At 37.4% G+C, this 16850-nt stretch carries 16 protein-coding genes; 2 read left to right on the plus strand and 14 right to left on the minus strand.

Annotated elements, in window-relative coordinates:
* Nucleotides 1-60: 60 nt before the first annotated feature.
* The 7 genes from KTJ72_RS03940 to KTJ72_RS03970 all read right to left on the minus strand — a co-directional run bounded on the left by KTJ72_RS03940 (nucleotide 61) and on the right by KTJ72_RS03970 (nucleotide 7589).
* On the minus strand, nucleotides 61-396 hold the full coding sequence (locus KTJ72_RS03940; protein WP_217304190.1) for a phage holin family protein: 336 nt from the start codon (nucleotides 394-396) through the stop codon (nucleotides 61-63).
* 12 nt (nucleotides 397-408) lie between these two features.
* Nucleotides 409-681 (minus strand): PspC domain-containing protein, encoded by a 273-nt coding sequence (locus KTJ72_RS03945; RefSeq protein WP_217304191.1) that lies wholly within the window; start codon nucleotides 679-681, stop codon nucleotides 409-411.
* A 54-nt stretch (nucleotides 682-735) separates the two neighbouring features.
* The gene (locus KTJ72_RS03950; RefSeq protein WP_217304192.1) at nucleotides 736-1890 is read right to left on the minus strand and encodes a PDZ domain-containing protein; all 1155 of its coding nucleotides are present in this window, start codon (nucleotides 1888-1890) and stop codon (nucleotides 736-738) included.
* Between the two features lie 10 nt (nucleotides 1891-1900).
* Nucleotides 1901-3017 (minus strand): peptide chain release factor 2 gene (prfB, locus tag KTJ72_RS03955; RefSeq protein WP_155451881.1). Its coding sequence is split into 2 segments (ribosomal slippage): nucleotides 1901-2944 and nucleotides 2946-3017, totalling 1116 coding nucleotides; the frame shifts between segments, so codons are not numbered across the junction.
* 56 nt (nucleotides 3018-3073) lie between these two features.
* Nucleotides 3074-5437, minus strand: coding sequence for a preprotein translocase subunit SecA (gene secA, locus KTJ72_RS03960; protein WP_041152533.1), 2364 nt, complete (start codon nucleotides 5435-5437; stop codon nucleotides 3074-3076).
* Nucleotides 5438-5587: 150 nt separating this feature from the next.
* A complete protein-coding gene (locus tag KTJ72_RS03965; protein WP_217304193.1) occupies nucleotides 5588-6043 on the minus strand; it encodes a ComF family protein in 456 nt (151 codons plus the stop codon).
* 214 nt (nucleotides 6044-6257) lie between these two features.
* Nucleotides 6258-7589 carry an ATP-dependent helicase ComFA gene (locus KTJ72_RS03970; RefSeq protein WP_217304194.1) on the minus strand — a complete coding sequence of 444 codons (1332 nt, stop codon included), beginning with the start codon at nucleotides 7587-7589 and terminating at the stop codon, nucleotides 6258-6260.
* A 57-nt stretch (nucleotides 7590-7646) separates the two neighbouring features.
* On the opposite strand from KTJ72_RS03970, the gene KTJ72_RS03975 reads away from it, so the two are divergent.
* Nucleotides 7647-8297 carry a YigZ family protein gene (locus KTJ72_RS03975; protein ID WP_198178017.1) on the plus strand — a complete coding sequence of 217 codons (651 nt, stop codon included), beginning with the start codon at nucleotides 7647-7649 and terminating at the stop codon, nucleotides 8295-8297.
* A gap of 20 nt (nucleotides 8298-8317) precedes the next feature.
* Here KTJ72_RS03975 and KTJ72_RS03980 read toward each other — a convergent pair whose 3' ends face one another.
* The 4 genes from KTJ72_RS03980 to KTJ72_RS03995 all read right to left on the minus strand — a co-directional run bounded on the left by KTJ72_RS03980 (nucleotide 8318) and on the right by KTJ72_RS03995 (nucleotide 12258).
* Complete coding sequence (locus KTJ72_RS03980; RefSeq protein WP_041152529.1) at nucleotides 8318-9415, minus strand: glycosyltransferase family 4 protein; 1098 nt, start codon at nucleotides 9413-9415, stop codon at nucleotides 8318-8320.
* Between the two features lie 104 nt (nucleotides 9416-9519).
* Complete coding sequence (groL, locus tag KTJ72_RS03985) at nucleotides 9520-11133, minus strand: chaperonin GroEL (RefSeq protein ID WP_041152528.1); 1614 nt, start codon at nucleotides 11131-11133, stop codon at nucleotides 9520-9522.
* Between the two features lie 36 nt (nucleotides 11134-11169).
* Nucleotides 11170-11454: a co-chaperone GroES gene (gene groES / locus KTJ72_RS03990; protein ID WP_034531925.1), complete on the minus strand. Its 285-nt coding sequence runs from the start codon at nucleotides 11452-11454 to the stop codon at nucleotides 11170-11172.
* 168 nt (nucleotides 11455-11622) lie between these two features.
* Nucleotides 11623-12258, minus strand: coding sequence for a redox-sensing transcriptional repressor Rex (locus KTJ72_RS03995; protein WP_034532012.1), 636 nt, complete (start codon nucleotides 12256-12258; stop codon nucleotides 11623-11625).
* Between the two features lie 166 nt (nucleotides 12259-12424).
* On the opposite strand from KTJ72_RS03995, the gene KTJ72_RS04000 reads away from it, so the two are divergent.
* Nucleotides 12425-14371 carry an ABC-F family ATP-binding cassette domain-containing protein gene (locus KTJ72_RS04000; RefSeq protein ID WP_217304195.1) on the plus strand — a complete coding sequence of 649 codons (1947 nt, stop codon included), beginning with the start codon at nucleotides 12425-12427 and terminating at the stop codon, nucleotides 14369-14371.
* A 35-nt stretch (nucleotides 14372-14406) separates the two neighbouring features.
* Here KTJ72_RS04000 and tsaD read toward each other — a convergent pair whose 3' ends face one another.
* Genes tsaD through tsaB form a run of 3 tightly spaced genes read right to left on the minus strand, consistent with a single transcriptional unit; the run spans nucleotide 14407 to nucleotide 16761 of the window.
* The gene (gene tsaD, locus KTJ72_RS04005; RefSeq protein WP_053796359.1) at nucleotides 14407-15453 is read right to left on the minus strand and encodes a tRNA (adenosine(37)-N6)-threonylcarbamoyltransferase complex transferase subunit TsaD; all 1047 of its coding nucleotides are present in this window, start codon (nucleotides 15451-15453) and stop codon (nucleotides 14407-14409) included.
* Complete coding sequence (gene rimI, locus KTJ72_RS04010; RefSeq protein ID WP_041152525.1) at nucleotides 15453-16052, minus strand: ribosomal protein S18-alanine N-acetyltransferase; 600 nt, start codon at nucleotides 16050-16052, stop codon at nucleotides 15453-15455. Before rimI ends, tsaD begins: the two co-directional genes overlap by 1 nt.
* On the minus strand, nucleotides 16033-16761 hold the full coding sequence (gene tsaB, locus KTJ72_RS04015) for a tRNA (adenosine(37)-N6)-threonylcarbamoyltransferase complex dimerization subunit type 1 TsaB (protein WP_217304196.1): 729 nt from the start codon (nucleotides 16759-16761) through the stop codon (nucleotides 16033-16035). The genes rimI and tsaB overlap by 20 nt, the downstream gene beginning before the upstream one ends.
* Nucleotides 16762-16850: the final 89 nt, after the last annotated feature.

Here is a 16850-nt window from a genome sequence, read left to right on the forward strand (position 1 = left end):
CTTTCCTCCACTTCGTTATAAGATAATTTTATCATGTTATTAGATGTTTTTAAAAAATTTTTAGTAGTCTGACAATATGACGTTACAAATTGACATGATCAATGCAACAATCACTGCCATTCCAAATGAAGCAAAATGGAAAGTATTGCCCACCACAAAAGATGTTAATTCCAACATAATTCCATTCAGGATAATACTGAATAATCCTAAGGTTACCAAGTTAATTGGTAAGGATAGGATAAACAATATTGGTTTTACCAATGCGTTTAGAATCGCTAAAACAATTGCAGCCACAATTGCAGTTCCAAAAGAAGCAACGTAAAAGCTACCTTGGAAGAAACCTGCAATCGCAATAAATAGCAATGTGTTAATCAATATTCTACCTAACACTCCCATGGTGTCACCCCTTTATTTATCATTAAATTCATCAACGTCAGTTAAATTGCGTCGAGTTTGTTTGTTATTAGTGTGTCCACCACCATAAACGTTGGGGTTAGCCGGAACAATTACTAAACAAATTACATAAAGTAATAGTCCGCCAATTAGATGGCCCGGAATAATTGATAGAACAACAAAAATAATTCTTAAAAGTTGTGAGTTGATATGAAAGTATTCGGCAATTCCACCTAATAATCCTGTTAATAATCGATCTGATTGAGAACGGTAAATTTTAGTCACCATAAAGCCTCCTCGTTAAATGACATTTTAAATAATGTTTATTAAATCAATCTTAAGTTACTTTTCTTTAATTACAACTACACCTAGTTCATTTGGTGAGTCACTATAAATGGCACTTTCCATAATCTTGATACGATCTTGGCGGTTTAATACCTTCAATCGACAAAATGTTGGTGAAGTCAAAGTGGCCTTGTAGAAGTCATCTTCAGTACTTACTTTGAAGTTGTTAACCTCAACGATTAAATCACCCATTTCAACACCCATCTTTTCAGCTGGGGTGTCTTTTCTAACGGCAATTACCCTTAGGCCATTAACTGCGTCTGAGAACCATTTAGCCTTATTGTTATCCTTACGCTTAGTTCTGATTAAAACTAATAGGTATAATACTGCCATCACAGCCATTGAAATCAATTCAATGTTATCGACACCATTTAGTAGGTAAGTTGCAACAACTAGAATAATACCCAAACATGTTAACCATAACAATCGATTTGATAACTTTTTGAAAAATTCTTTTGGCATTGATTTGAAAATGGTAAATCTAATTCCAATCAATACAGGTAGGATAAAGATTGTAAATTCGTGTTGACCCATTGAAAATACTGGCCACCAACTAATCAATGTATGAATTTGATCACCTGGAATTAATACGGCAATTGGTAGGACCGCAAATTCCTTGTTTAAATAACCGGCAACCTTGTTACCGCGTTGGTTTTTAAAAATCTTTGGTGATTGATAGTTTCCTAAGAACATATTCATGTACAATGCAGAAACAAAAAATACTGTCACTAATAGCAATAATGCATTTGATAGTGAAGTAGATGATGTGTTGATACCTTCTGTGTTAATATACGTAAACAAGTCGAATTTATACGTTACAAATGTCAAAGCAGTCGCAATTACTATGTTTAACACTGTAAAGAATTGACCTGGAATAATAATCAAGTTAATTAGTATCAACGCTTCATAGATAATGATCCAAGGAAGTGATAGATAAATTCCTAAGACCATTGAAATGATGCTTCCAACAATTCCTAAAATGATGAAACTTAACCAAAAATGTTTCATTTCAAAATTGTTTGGTGAAATTGATGTGTTAAAGTCATTTCTTTCACGTTTGATACGCTTACGGTAGATAATGTAATTTCTTAATATCCCCAACCATAGTACTGGCTGAATAAATATTAACAATGTCATCCATAAATTATTCATTTAAATTCCCCTATTCTGGATTTCTTTTGCTTAGTTTCCATTGCAAGTATGCATTAATGAATGGATTAAGATCTCCGTCCATAACGTCTTGTGCCTTTGCTGTTTCATAGTTGGTTCGATGGTCTTTAACCATTGAATATGGGTGGAAAACATAAGATCTGATTTGTGAACCCCAACCAATCTCTTTTTGTTCACCTTCGAGTTGTGCCTTTTGTTGTTCCTTCTTTTCTTCTTCAAGTTCGTAAAGTTTGGACTTCAACATGTTCATGGCAGTTTCTCTATTTTGTAGTTGTGAACGTTGAGCTTGACTGGCCACAACAATCCCGGTAGGTTCATGAGTAATACGAACTGCTGAAGATGTCTTGTTAACGTGTTGTCCACCGGCACCACTGGCACGGTAAACATCAACTCGTAAGTCGGCAGGATTAATCTCGATGTCGACAGTATCATCTAGTTCTGGCATTACATCGACAGAAGCAAATGATGTATGACGACGTCCGGCAGAATCAAATGGTGAAATTCGAACTAAACGGTGAACACCTTTTTCTGATTTTAGGTATCCATATGCATTTTCACCACTAACCATGATGGTGGCTGTATCGATTCCGGCCACTTCTCCTGCTTGGTAGTTCAGTGTTTCAAGTTTGAAACCATTTTGATCAGCCCATCTGGTGTACATTCTAAATAGCATCATTCCCCAATCGTGCGATTCGGTTCCACCCGCTCCTGGGTGAATTTCTAAAATGGCATTATTGGCATCATACTTACCATTTAGAAGCATCCCTAATCTATACTTTTCAAGATGTGACTTAGTTTGTGCTAAAGACTCTTCGAATTCTTCCATCATTGAATCATCGTTTTCTTCTTCGATTAATTCTAGGTTCACCTCTAGGTCTTCAGCCTCTTCATTTAGTTCATTAAAATTATCATATTTTTTCTTTAAACGATTATTTTCATTAATGAAGCTTTGGGCTGTTTCTGGATCATCCCAGAATCCTGGTTCGGCCATCTTTGCTTCATTAATTTCAATGCTTTCTTGAAGGGAATCTAAGTCAAAGAGACCCCCTAAAGCCTTGGATGGCTTTTTTGATTTGACTTATTTCATTTTTAGCATCAGCTAGTTCCATTCTTACTCTCCTTACCAAAAAAGCGAAGTGAACTTCTGTTCATCTTCGCTTTATTATTATCTTTCGATGTTTTGTCTGATTTCAGCTTTCATGAACAATCTTGTGGCATCGTAATCAATATCTGAGACCATTTCTTCAAACATTTGATAACCTTCACGTTGGTATTCAACTAATGGGTTCAATTGACCATAACCTCTTAAACCAATTGATTGTCTCAATTGATCCATTTCATCAATATGATCAGTCCAGTGAGAATCAACAACTCTTAATACAACAACCTTTTCAAATTCTAGCATTTGTTCTGGGTCGTATAGTTGTTCTTTCTTTTCCTTGTAAACTTTTTCAGATAATTCAACCAAGAAATCCTTGATTTCATCAGCTGACTTATTTTCTAAGTCAGATAGGCTAATCATATCAGGGCTAACAAGTGCACTAATGGCAAAGTCTAGGATTGTACTTAGGTCCCAGTCCTTCTTGTCACCTTGGGTGTGTAAGTTAACAATGCGGTTGATTGTTCTCTTAACCATTGGTTTCATAACCCAATCTAATGACTTATCTTCAGTGATTACTTGGTATCTTTCATTGTAGATAACGCTACGTTGTTGTCTCATAACGTCATCGTATTGTAGAACTTGTTTTCTTGAATCGTAGTTGTTACCTTCAACACGTTTTTGTGCTGATTCAACTTGCTTGGTGATTAAACGACTCTTGATAACAGCTGAGTCACCATCAACCTTCATTCTTTCCAAGAAGTTCTTAATCTTATCAGAACCGAAACGACGCATTAAGTCATCTTCTAGTGACAAGTAGAATTGTGATAGACCTGGATCACCTTGACGTCCTGAACGTCCACGTAATTGGTTATCGATACGTCTTGATTCGTGTCTTTCAGTACCAATAACGGCAAGTCCACCTAATTCAACAACACCCGGTCCTAATTTAATATCAGTACCACGACCGGCCATGTTGGTAGCGATAGTAACCGCACCCTTTTGACCAGCGTTAGCAACGATTTCAGCTTCTTTAGCATGGTTCTTGGCATTTAGCACTTCGTGTTTAATACCAGCATCATCTAAACGCTTTGAAATGTATTCTGAAGTTTCAACGGCAACAGTACCAATTAAGATTGGTTGACCCTTGGCATGTAATTCTTTGATTTCATCAACTACAGCATCGAATTTTGATTGTAGAGTTGGGTATAACAAGTCAGGTTCGTCCACTCTGGCAACCGGTCTGTTGGTTGGAATGGAGATAACATCCATGTTATAGATTTCTCTAAATTCGTCTGCTTCAGTCTTAGCAGTACCAGTCATACCGGCAAGTTTGCTATACATTCTGAATAAGTTTTGGTAAGTAATGTTGGCCATTGTCTTACTTTCTTCTTGAATGGTTACTCCTTCTTTAGCTTCGATAGCTTGGTGTAACCCATCAGAGAAACGACGACCATCCATGATACGACCAGTGAATGAATCAACAATAAGTACTTCGTCGTCAGAAACAACGTAATCCTTATCCTTGATCATAATAAAGTTGGCACGCAACGCTTCATCAATATGGTGAGTCAATGCAGTGTTATCAGTGTCGTATAGGTTCTTTAAGTTGAAGTACTTTTCAGCCTTTTCAATACCTTGGTCATTTAAAGAAACAGTCTTTGATTCCAAGTCAATCTTGAAGTCATCTTTTTCCTTTAATGTCTTAGCAAATTGATCAGCTTGCATGTATAGTTCCGAAGAACCTTTGGCTTGTCCTGAAATAATCAATGGAGTTCTGGCTTCATCAATTAAGATGGAGTCAACTTCATCGACGATAGCAAAGTTCAATGGTCTTTGAACCATGTCTTCTTTGTAAACAACCATGTTATCACGTAAGTAATCAAAACCAATTTCACTATTAGTTGAGTAAGTGATATCAGCATTGTAAGCTTCACGTTTTTCTTCTGGACTCTTTTCGGTTAAGTTAACACCTACTGATAGGCCTAACCAGTTGTATAGTTCACCCATTTGTTCAGCATCACGTTGTGATAGGTATTCGTTAACAGTAATAACGTGAACACCCTTACCAGCTAAGGCGTTTAGGTAAACTGGCATAGTGGCAGTCAAAGTCTTACCTTCACCGGTCTTCATTTCTGAAATGTTACCTTCATGTAGCACAATTCCACCCATGATTTGAACATGGAAAGGAGTTAAACCTAATACACGAGTAGCACCTTCTCTGGCAACTGCAAATGCTTCTGGTAGTAAGTCATCAAGAGTTTCCCCATCTTGATAACGTTGTTGAAATTCTGGGGTTTTAGCTTTTAGTTCGTCATCACTTAGTTGGCTGATTTCATCGGCGTATGCTTCAACCTTATCAGCTAGCTTGCTAAGTCTTTTAACTTCACGCTTATCGCTTTCGACCCATTTTCTTAAAATGTTAGCCATTTGTTTATTTTCCTTCCGTGAATTAGTTTTTAATGTTTTATTCGCTTTATATAAATTCTATCTTTCTTATTCTAACATTTAATTATCATTTTTAAAAACAGATTATCTAATTCTTCTAAAAAAATATCCTTTATATATATAAAACATCCATTATCGACATAAAGTCAGTCCTAAAACTTGCTTGGCACCTTTTTTCCTCAGCACACTTGCTGCATGTCTAATCGTGGTTCCAGTGGTATAAATGTCGTCGACCAATAGTATCTTTTGATCAACAATTTGAGACGCATTTTTAGGATCAATTGTGAAAATTTGTTTGTTGTGAATACGCTGTTGACGGTTCAACTCAGACTGCCGCACCTTGCGTTTTTCCTTCACCATTAGGGCTTCGACATATTCAATATCTCCCAGGAGTCCAATGACCTGATTAAACCCCCGATTAATCTTAGTTTCAGAGCTAACTGGAATTGGTACTATCAACAAATCTTTTCTAATCCTTTTTCTAATCTCTTTTTGAAAAATCATCCGTAACTGGTAGTCCCCGACGAACTTGTAGCGATGCATAAAATCCTTCATTGCATCGTTGTATTGGAAGATTGATTCATTCACGAAATCATCTCCTAATTGGTGCCACTTCTGACAATCAATACATACTCCGGACTTATCCATCTGACGTCCACATGCCCTACATATTCTCGTTTCATCGATGCGAGCAAACTGGTTCATACACTCCGCACAAACGTATCGTTTCGGTAATCGTTTAAAGCTCAATAAAAAGGAAAGTGACATGTCATATACCATTAATTTATTGCACAATAGACAGCTATCCATTTAATTTTTCCGCCTTCTTATTCATATACTTAATTTGATTAATCGCACTTTTTATTGCTAATGTGTTTTCCTCGGCTAAAAACAATACTTCACCGGTTGGTCGATCAAGCTTTCTACCCACTCTTCCAGCTATTTGTACCAATGATGAGGTTGAAAAGACATCATCTTCTGCGCCAAACACAATCACATCGATTCCTGGAAAGGTAACCCCTCGCTCCAAAATGGTGGTCGTAATCAAGAATAGTTTACGTTGTTCACGCATGTCGGATACCTTCTCCATTCTCTTATCGTCACTAGAAAAGACGGTTTCCCAATTACTAGCGTCAAACTGCTTGGCTAAAATATCGCTAATTGGTTTTAAATCAGCAATCCGTGGTACAAACAATAAAAAGCGCTGGTTTTCTTTAATCTTATCGGCAATCTTATGTAGTAGTAACTTCGGTAGCTTCTGCTTCTTTAAGTTTTCTCGCCATTTCTTGGTGTACTTTAATTTAATCTCAGGTAATAGATGCCGATGAAATCGAATTGGTAAGTAGCTAGCTGATAGCTTGTTGGCCCTTATCTTCTTCGTCATTTCATTGGTTGGAGTAGCCGTTAAAAATAGTTTGGCACTGTCTTGCTTCGTTGCATTTTCCACAGCAAAATGTAGTCCCTCGTTATTTACAAACGGAAACGAATCGACCTCATCGATAATCAATACGTCAAAGGCGCGATAAAATCGTAGTAGTTGATGGGTAGTGCAAATCGTCAGCTGCGCATAGTGATACGGCTGTGGATTACGGCCATGGAGAAGAACCATCGATGTGTTGGCAAACGCCTCCTTAATTCTCGGGTATAGTTCGACACAAACATCAACACGTGGTGAAGAAATACAGACTCGTTTGCCCTCAGTCAAAGCTTTTTCAATTCCCTTAAACAGCATTTCGGTCTTCCCTGCACCCGTAACTGCCCATAATAGGTGCGTCTTGTTATTTCCGAAGACGTCGATAATATCATTGGAACACTTCTCCTGCTCATTAGTTAATTGGCCCTGCCACGTTAAGACCGGCTGCTTAACTTCAAAATCATTGGGCTCATCAGCATACACTAATGGAATGCTTTTAGTTACCCGATCCAAATTGATGCAAACTGGACAATAATAGTTATTATTTGGCAAATTACACCTGTTTACGGGCGTTTTTTGGCCACATCGTTTACAATAGATATTGTTATTGTTAACCTTAATTGGAACGTATTTATGAACAATTGAGTTATTGAGGAGACTCACATCAACCTTCGTGGCGTTGACTTGTCTACCGTATAATTCAGAAACATCTTTAATCATAATTATCACCATAATTAAGTACGCAAAAAAGCTAAATTCTGAGGTGAAAACATCTAAATGGAAAAAGATTATCTCACAATTAAAGAAAATGGTGTCAACGAGATTGATATTAAAAAATCACAGTTCATCTGTTCAATCGCTAGAGTAGCGAACGAAGAAGAAGCAATCTCTTTCGTAAATAGCGTTAAAGAAGAACATAAAAAAGCCACTCATAATTGTCATGCCTATGTGATTGGTCAAGACGACTCCATTCAACGCGCTAGTGATAACGGTGAACCATCAGGAACTGCTGGTGTGCCAATCCTAGAAGCGTTAAAAAACATTGGCGTTCACAACACCGCTGCCGTTGTAACTAGATACTTCGGTGGAATTAAGTTAGGTGCCGGTGGTTTAATTCGCGCATACAGTAATGCCACCACCAAGGCCATCGAACACGTCGGAATTGTCAAAAAGATTTTACAAACAGAAATAACAATCGACGTTGCCTACAACCTGTTTGATCAATTAAATTACCACCTAGAGGAAAGTGGCATTAACATTATCGACACTCGATATACCGACAAAGTGTCCGTAATTGTTGCCATCGATAATCCTAAAGTGGAAGAGTTTAAACAAAAAGTAATTGATTTACTAAATGGTCGTGTTGAAATGCATGATGGCGATGAAAAATACTTTGAAGTTGATTATGATCCATACAAAAAAGAATGACCAAAATGGCCATTCTTTTTTTAGTGGTTATCTTTACTTGTGTTTTCTTTAACGACTTTTTTAATTGCGTTTAGTAATGGTTGTCTGTCCTTACCCGCTAAACCGATTGATTCAACGAATAGTTCCAACCCGATTAACGTTGCAATCGTTAGTAAAATGGAACCCCAAATTGTTGAGATTGGATATAGCAATGAAATGAATGAGAATATCAAAGCAATTCCATAGATTACCAATACGGTTTGACGGTGAGTCAATCCAATTTGCATCAGACGGTGATGTAAGTGTCGTTTGTCAGCATGCATGATTGGTTGCTTATTTAACATTCTACGTAAGATTGCGTAAATGGTATCAGTGATTGGAACACCCAGGATAATTACCGGAATAATAACGGTAATGAATGTAGCATTCTTCAATCCATTCAATGAGAAAATTGAAATCATGAAACCGATGAACAATGATCCAGTGTCCCCTAGATAGATTCTAGCTGGGAAAAAGTTGTAAGGTAAAAATCCTAAACACGCTGCAACTAATGCAAAAATCATGATTGAAACATAGACGTTGCCAACGTTTAGGAAGAAGAAACCGGTAATTCCCATGGTGGTCAATGCAATAACTGCGACACCCGTTGCTAATCCATCCAGACCGTCAATTAAGTTAACGGCGTTGGTGATTGCTAAAATCCAAATTAGAGTAATTGGTAAACTTAACCATCCAAGACTAAATGTTCCAATGAATGGTAATGATACGTTACTCATTTGAATGTTTCCGAAGAAATAGACAATGATTGCTGCTAAACTAATTCCAAATACCTTTTGACGTGGTTTTAATACAATGATGTCATCGATTACCCCTGTAATAATGATGACTACTTGGCCCGCAAACATCCCATAAAGTTGATGTGTTGGCATTTGCGACCTTAATAGGAACATTGTGGCAATTGTGTATGACACAAAGATTGCCAATCCTCCTAATGTCGGCATTGGTATTTTATTCATTCTTCGCTTATTTGGACTATCGATAGCTCCCCAGCGAAATGCTAGCTTTCTGATAAACGGTGTTACCACAGCAGAAATTAACATTGTCGCGAAAAGGGAAACGATAATTTCGAATTTTAGCATAATCGTTATCCTTTCATTTTATAATACTATTAATAAATTATACAAATGTAACAGATTAAAAACAAGGTTAAACAAAAAAGGATTCCCAAAGGAATCCTTTTTTATTACATCATTGGTCCCATTGAAGGGTTCATCGGATCTTTCTTTTCTTCTGGTAAGTTAGCTACAACAGCTTCAGTAGTTAATAGTAATGCTGAAACAGATGCGGCGTTTTGAAGAGCTGATCTTGATACCTTGGTTGGGTCAACAACTCCGGCCTTAACCATGTCTTCATATTCACCAGTAGCGGCATTGAAACCAATACCCATTTCCTTACCCTTTAGATGTTCAACAACGATTGAACCATCAATTCCGGCATTGTGGGCAATTTGTCTAACTGGAGCTTCTAGAGCACGTAAAACGATGTTTACACCAGTCTTTTCGTCACCTTCTGCAGGGATTTCTTCTAGATCCTTTAGGATGTTGATGAATGCAGTTCCACCACCTGGAACGAAACCTTCTTCAACAGCGGCTCTAGTTGAGTTCAATGCATCTTCGATTCTGTACTTACGTTCTTTTAGCTCGGTTTCAGTAGCTGCACCGACACGGATAACGGCAACACCACCGGCTAGCTTAGCTAAACGTTCACGTAGCTTTTCTTTGTCGAATTCTGATGTAGTAGTTTCTAGTTGGTTCTTGATTTCTGCAACACGTGCAGCTAATTGGTCCTTGTCACCGGCACCTTGAACGATTGTAGTGTCGTCCTTGGTAACGTTAACCTTGTTTGCTTGACCTAATTGATCAATGGTTACGTCCTTTAGGTTTAATCCTAAGTCGTCAGTGATTAAAGTAGCACCTGTAAGAACTGAAATGTCTTGTAATTGAGCCTTACGACGGTCACCAAAACCAGGAGCCTTAACAGCAACAACGTTGAAGGTACCACGCATCTTGTTTAATACCAATGTTGGTAGTGCTTCACCACCAATATCATCGGCAATAATTAGAAGTGCACGACCTTGTTCAACAACTGATTGTAGTACTGGTAGGATTTCTTGAATGTTGTTAATCTTCTTGTCAGTAACTAAGATGTATGGGTTGTCTAAATCAGCTTGCATCTTGTCGTTGTCGGTAACCATGTATTGTGACATGTAACCACGATCAAATTGCATACCTTCTACGACGTCCATAGTTGTGTTAACACCACGTGAATCTTCAACAGTGATAACACCATCGTTTCCAACCTTTTCCATTGCGTCGGCGATTAATTCACCAACTTCTGGGTTAGCAGCTGAAATTGAAGCGATTTGAGCGATGTCGTTCTTACTCTTGATTTCATTTGACATATTGTGTAGCTTTTCAACGGCTACTTCAGTTGCCTTTTCGATACCGCGACGAACACCAACAGGGTTGGCACCAGCAGTAACATTCTTCATTCCTTCGTTTACGATTGCTTGAGTTAATACAGTTGCAGTAGTAGTACCATCACCAGCAATGTCGTCAGTCTTTGATGCAACTTCTGATACTAACTTAGCACCCATGTTTTCAAAATGATTTGGTAGTTCGATTGACTTAGCGATTGTAACACCATCGTTAGTGATGTTTGGTGTACCTGTTGATTGTTCAACAACAACGTTTCTACCTTTTGGTCCTAATGTAGTCTTAACAGTGTTTGCAAGTTTATCAACACCTCTTAGCATTGAACGTCTTGCGTCTTCTGAGAATTTAACTTCCTTAGCCATTTCTTATTCACCTCATTAATAATTTCGTTTTATCTATTATTCAACGACAGCTAAAATGTCGCTTTCTTTTAGTACTAAATATTTTTGACCATCGTAGTCTACAGAAGTACCTGAATACTTATCGTAAACAACTTCGTCACCCTTCTTAACTTCTGGTGTAACAGTTTGGCCATTGTCTAAAACTCTACCGTTTCCCACGGCAACAACTTTTCCAGTTTGTGGCTTTTCTTTAGCATTATTTGCTAACACAATGCCTCCAACTGTTTCTTCTTTAGCTTCTTGTGCTTCAATAATTACACGATCACCCAATGGTTTTAACATTTTGCTTGACCTCACTTTTTTTTATGTCTTTTATCAGTATTAGCAGTCAATTATTATAAGTGCTAATCACTATAAATAATATATTATTTTTTAGTTTTAGATGCAAGAATTTTTACTTGATACACGATATAATCCTACAAAAAAAGATGGGCCAACGGCTCATCTTTCTTATTCACCTTCATAGTGTTCAATGAAGTAAATTAATGTTTGTAATTCATTAGTTAAATCAACGTTTTGCACTCTTACATTTTTGGGAACTGATAAACGTTTTGAAGTAAAGTTCATGATACCCTTTGCTCCACCCTTTACGGCTTCATCACATAGGTCTTGAACTACGGTTGCTGGAACAGTAAAAATAACTACTTCAATTTGTTGATCTCTTAATTGTTCTTGTAAGTCTTTAACATCGTATACTGGTACACCACTTTGAACAGTGTTAATCATGTCGTCATGAATATCAAAAGCAGCTGAGATTCTTACGTTACTATCTTTGTGAAAATTAAAGTGTAGTAAGGCTTGACCCAAATTACCTAAACCGACTAATGCAACATTTGTTAAGTGATCTTGATTTAGAATCTTCTTGAAGAAGTCTAATAAATTATCAACTTCGTATCCATATCCACGTTTTCCAAGAGCTCCAAAATAAGATAAATCTCTTCTAATAGTTGCTGAATCAACTTGAACTGCTTCAGCAAAAGTACTAGAGGATATTCTCTTTATTTTCGCGTCGTGTAAACCGCTAAGATATCGATAATACATAGGCAATCTTTTAGCCGTTGCCCTAGGAATTTTAATATCCAAAATGTTCCCTCCCGAATCTTTCGTAACATTTATGTATTTTATCATAAAAACAAAGTTTGTGAAAATATTATCATCTACTAAAAAGAATTGAACATTTTAATTTATCGGTCATTATATGCTAAAATAGTCATTATTACTGATAATACAAGAAAATTAGGAGGTGAATTTTATGATTATTTTACAAGCAAATAAAATGACAAAACGATTTGGTGGGCAAGATCTTTTCACAAGCGTTAACTTGAGTATCGAAGAAAACAGCAAGGTTGCCTTGGTTGGTCGAAACGGTGCTGGTAAGTCAACCTTAGTGAAAATGATTTTGGGCGATGAACCAATCGATGAAGGTGAAGTCACCACCAAAAAAGGTATCACCATTGGATACTTAGCCCAAAATACTGGTCTAACTTCTGATGCCACCATCATTGAAGAAATGACCAATGTCTTTGCTGATTTAATCGCTTTAGAAAATAAAATTCACGAATACGAAAATAAGATGGCCAATCCAAACATCAATTCTGATCCAGAAAAATTGGCTGAGGTTTCACAAACTTACGACCAACTACAAGCTGAGTTCACTGCCAAGAATGGTTTTTCTTATCAAGCCGAGATTAAGGCCGTGTTAAACGGATTTGGCTTTGGTGAGGAAATGTACGACCACAAGATTAGTGAGCTATCAGGTGGTCAACAAACCCAACTAGCAATGGCCAAGTTACTTCTACAAAAAAAGGACCTATTGATTCTAGACGAACCTACCAACCATATTGATGTAAAGACCATCAGTTGGTTGGAAGATTATCTAAAGAGCTATCATGGTGCCCTTCTAATCATCTCTCATGACCGTTTCTTCATGGATAAGATTGTTGATCAAGTCTATGACCTTTCACAAGGTCGAATGACTCATTATGTAGGAAACTACTCCAGTTATGTTGAACAAAAGAAACTTAACTATCAACACCAACTAAAGGAATACGAAAAACAACAAAAGAAAATCAAAGAGATGAAAGACTTCGTTGATAAAAACATTGTCCGTGCATCCACTACCAAGCGAGCTCAATCAAGAAGAAATCAATTGGAAAAGATGGACAAAATTGCGGCACCAACCCGTGATGATAAGTCCGCTCGTCTTTCATTTACTCCTGAAAAACAAAGTGGAAACGTCGTTTTAAACGTCCGTGATGCTGCAATTGGATACGATCATCAAGTCCTATCTAAAAACATCAATATTGATGTTAAACGTAATCAAGCGGTCGCATTGATTGGACCAAACGGAATTGGTAAGTCAACATTGCTAAAGACCATCATGAAGCAATTACCACTCCAATCCGGTGAAATCGAACGCGGTACCGGCGTCCAAATTGGTTACTATGACCAACATCAAGATAACCTACACCCTAATAAGACCGTCTTAAACGAAATCTGGGACGACTACCCTACTTATCCTGAACAACGCATTCGTTCAATTCTAGGTAGTTTCTTGTTCTCTGGTGAAGACGTCGAAAAAGTGGTTGGTAACCTTTCTGGTGGAGAAAAAGCCCGTCTAGTTTTAACCAAGCTATCCATGAATCACGATAACTTCTTAATCTTAGATGAACCTACTAACCATTTGGATATCGATAGTCGAGAAGTGCTTGAAAATGCATTGATCAATTTCGATGGCACCATTTTGTTTGTATCTCATGATAGATACTTCATCAATAAGTTAGCTACTCAAATTGTCGAGCTATCCCCTGATGGTAGTGAACTATTTCTTGGTAACTACAACTATTATGTAGAAAAGAAGGAAGAACAAGCGGCCATTGAGGAACACAAAAAAGAAGAACAAGCTAAGATTGAAGAAGCTCCCGATACAAAACCCAAATCACAAAATCAAAAAGAATTCATTGCTAACAAAGAGTTGCAAAAGAAGCAAAGAAAGCTAAAACGTCAGGTTGAAGATTTAGAAGAACAACTAGACTCATCTCAAAAAGATAAATCAGCCATTGAAGCAGAAATGGTTAAACCTGAAAACTTAAATGACATTGATAAACTTAATGATTTGCAAACTAAACTAACCGATATCAACTCTAAAATTGAAGAGATTGAAACCGATTGGGAAAACGCAATGATGGAACTTGAATAAACAAAAAAGATGAATCCAAAACGGATTCATCTTTTTTATTCTTCATCTTCTAAAAGGTCGAATTCCAAACTTGGGTCAGCATTTAAGTCAACACCAGCAAAGACATCTTTCTTTGCCATGACGTATCCGGCTGCACCAATCATTGCAGCATTATCACCACAAAGTTTGTTTGGTACCTTAATTAGTTCAGTTGTATCAATCTTATTAATTGCTTCTTCTAAGGCACTACGAAGTCCCTTATTAGCAGCAACCCCACCAGCCAAAATTAATTGAGAAACTGGATATTCTTGTAATGCTCTAGTGGTCTTATCAACTAAAACATCAACGACGGCGCTTTGGAAACTAGCGGCCAAATCGTTCTTATCCAATTCTTCATGAATTTGATCAGCATGGTGAGTGGTGTTTAGAAACGCACTCTTTAGACCACTAAATGAAAAGTCAAAGTTATCTTCTTTTTCCATCGCACGTGGGAAGTTAAAGGTATCCTTACCTTCAGCTGCCATTGCATCAACCTTAGGTCCTGCTGGGTAGTTAATTCCCAATACTCGACCAACCTTATCGTATGCTTCACCAGCAGCGTCATCCCTAGTTTCACCGATTATCTTGAAGTCGCCCTCTTCTTTCATTAGGACTAATTCAGTATGACCACCGGAAACAACCAATGCCAATGCTGGATAGTTAATCTTGGTAACAAAACGACTAGCCAAGATATGGCCGGCAATATGGTTAACCGGAATCAATGGGATATTGTGAGCCCACGCAATGGTCTTAGCAGCAGTAACACCGATTAATAGTGCTCCAACTAGCCCTGGACCATATGTCACAGCAATTGCGTCGATGTCATCGTATGAAACATCGGCTTGCTTCATTGCATCTTCAACACAGATAGTGATTTGTTCAATATGATGTCTACTTGCGACTTCTGGAACGACTCCACCAAATCGCTTGTGACTATTAATTTGCGTTGCAACAACGTTTGATAATATTTTTTCGCCATCTTCGATAATGGCCACACTAGTTTCATCACAACTAGATTCAAAAGACATAATTATATGTGGTTGCACAAAAAAACCTCGTTTCATTAAATTCCAAAGTTATTTGGAATAGTTTCGTATAGACTTAAATCTAAAACCATATCAACGGCATCTTCATGATCACCGTCGTAGTAGCCCTTCTTGACACCAACTTGTTTGAAACCTAAGTCGGAATACAATCTTTGGGCTTTCACGTTACTAATTCTGACTTCCAAAGAAACCGTCTTGTAGTTCAACTGACGAGCCTTCTTGATAATCTTAGCGATTAAGAAGTAACCTAATCCACGTTCTTGGTATTCCGGTTTTACAGCAACGTTTGAGATATGGCAGTCACCTTGCTTATCGTTTAAAGAACTACCGATAAATGCTACTAGTTCGTCTTCTTGACGCAATAGTAAATAAAAGCGATCTAGACGTGGTTTTAGCTCCGGTAAAAACGCTTCGTCGGTCCATGGTGCCTTACCATCGTAGACGTCACGTTCGATATTAACCATTTCTGGAATATCGGTAACCATTGCCTTGGCCAAGTAAAACTTATCGCCATTAATCTTTACGATGTGGTTCTTAATATTTAGGTGTTCCTTTTTCATTAGGTGCTCGGTATTCACAAATTTTTTCTGATACCAATTAATTAACTTTTTCAACATATGAAGTAACTTCTTCCCCGGGATGATTTTGTTTCCAATCTGCTTCAGCTTTAGTCAAACGTAAATATCTTGGTACAAATGCATGAATGTCTTCAACAGGTGATAAGTTTTGTCCATATAAACCTAATCTAGCTGCTTGTGGCAAGTTATCAAAACTATCAGTAAAAATAACTTTGTCGCCAAACTTATTCTTCAATGCATCTTCAAAATGTGGTGCGTCGGTACCAACAGCATAGACTGTCTTGTCTTTGCTATCGATTCTGTCTAACCATTTATCAAAGTCGGTATGACAGTCTTCTAAGATATTTTCTGGAACGCCATTTTTAATTTCATAAAGTCCAGAAAAGACGTTATTGTTTCTAGCATCAAAAATTGGCATTACAAGGCTGCCCTCTTGCTTAATGTTAAGCGCTAAGGTTTGCAAACTTGATACACCTACTAGTTCGATTCCTAAGGTGTATGCCAAAGTTTTAGCTGTGGCAGTAGCAATTCTAATTCCAGTGTATGAGCCTGGACCGTCTGCCACAACAACTCTTTGTAAGTCCGATGGTGTTAAGTCCACCTTTGTCATTAATTCATCAACAATTGGAAGTAAATATTCCGCATGTTTTTGATGAACAGTAGTTGTTTCTGTCGCTAATATTTGATCATCATCCAAAATAGCAACAGTTAGTTGTCGATTGGATGTATCTAAAGACAATACTTTCATCCTGTTTTTCCGTCTCCCTAATAACTTTATTAATATACGTAATAATTCTAAAACAAATTATAACAAAAAAATAGGTGTCTCCATAATAA

This window comes from Apilactobacillus waqarii, assembly GCF_019061205.1.
Lineage (GTDB): Bacteria > Bacillota > Bacilli > Lactobacillales > Lactobacillaceae > Apilactobacillus > Apilactobacillus waqarii.

Coding starts and splice junctions, on each gene's coding strand:
- tsaD (WP_053796359.1), bottom strand. CDS start 15,453: ATGAAACGAGGTTTTTTTGTGCAACCACATATAATTATGTCTTTTGAA.
- rimI (WP_041152525.1), bottom strand. CDS start 16,052: ATGTTGAAAAAGTTAATTAATTGGTATCAGAAAAAATTTGTGAATACC.
- KTJ72_RS03945 (WP_217304191.1), bottom strand. CDS start 681: ATGGTGACTAAAATTTACCGTTCTCAATCAGATCGATTATTAACAGGA.
- KTJ72_RS03950 (WP_217304192.1), bottom strand. CDS start 1,890: ATGAATAATTTATGGATGACATTGTTAATATTTATTCAGCCAGTACTA.
- secA (WP_041152533.1), bottom strand. CDS start 5,437: ATGGCTAACATTTTAAGAAAATGGGTCGAAAGCGATAAGCGTGAAGTT.
- groL (WP_041152528.1), bottom strand. CDS start 11,133: ATGGCTAAGGAAGTTAAATTCTCAGAAGACGCAAGACGTTCAATGCTA.
- KTJ72_RS03980 (WP_041152529.1), bottom strand. CDS start 9,415: ATGCTAAAATTCGAAATTATCGTTTCCCTTTTCGCGACAATGTTAATT.
- groES (WP_034531925.1), bottom strand. CDS start 11,454: ATGTTAAAACCATTGGGTGATCGTGTAATTATTGAAGCACAAGAAGCT.
- KTJ72_RS03975 (WP_198178017.1), top strand. CDS start 7,647: ATGGAAAAAGATTATCTCACAATTAAAGAAAATGGTGTCAACGAGATT.
- KTJ72_RS03970 (WP_217304194.1), bottom strand. CDS start 7,589: ATGATTAAAGATGTTTCTGAATTATACGGTAGACAAGTCAACGCCACG.
- tsaB (WP_217304196.1), bottom strand. CDS start 16,761: ATGAAAGTATTGTCTTTAGATACATCCAATCGACAACTAACTGTTGCT.
- KTJ72_RS04000 (WP_217304195.1), top strand. CDS start 12,425: ATGATTATTTTACAAGCAAATAAAATGACAAAACGATTTGGTGGGCAA.
- KTJ72_RS03940 (WP_217304190.1), bottom strand. CDS start 396: ATGGGAGTGTTAGGTAGAATATTGATTAACACATTGCTATTTATTGCG.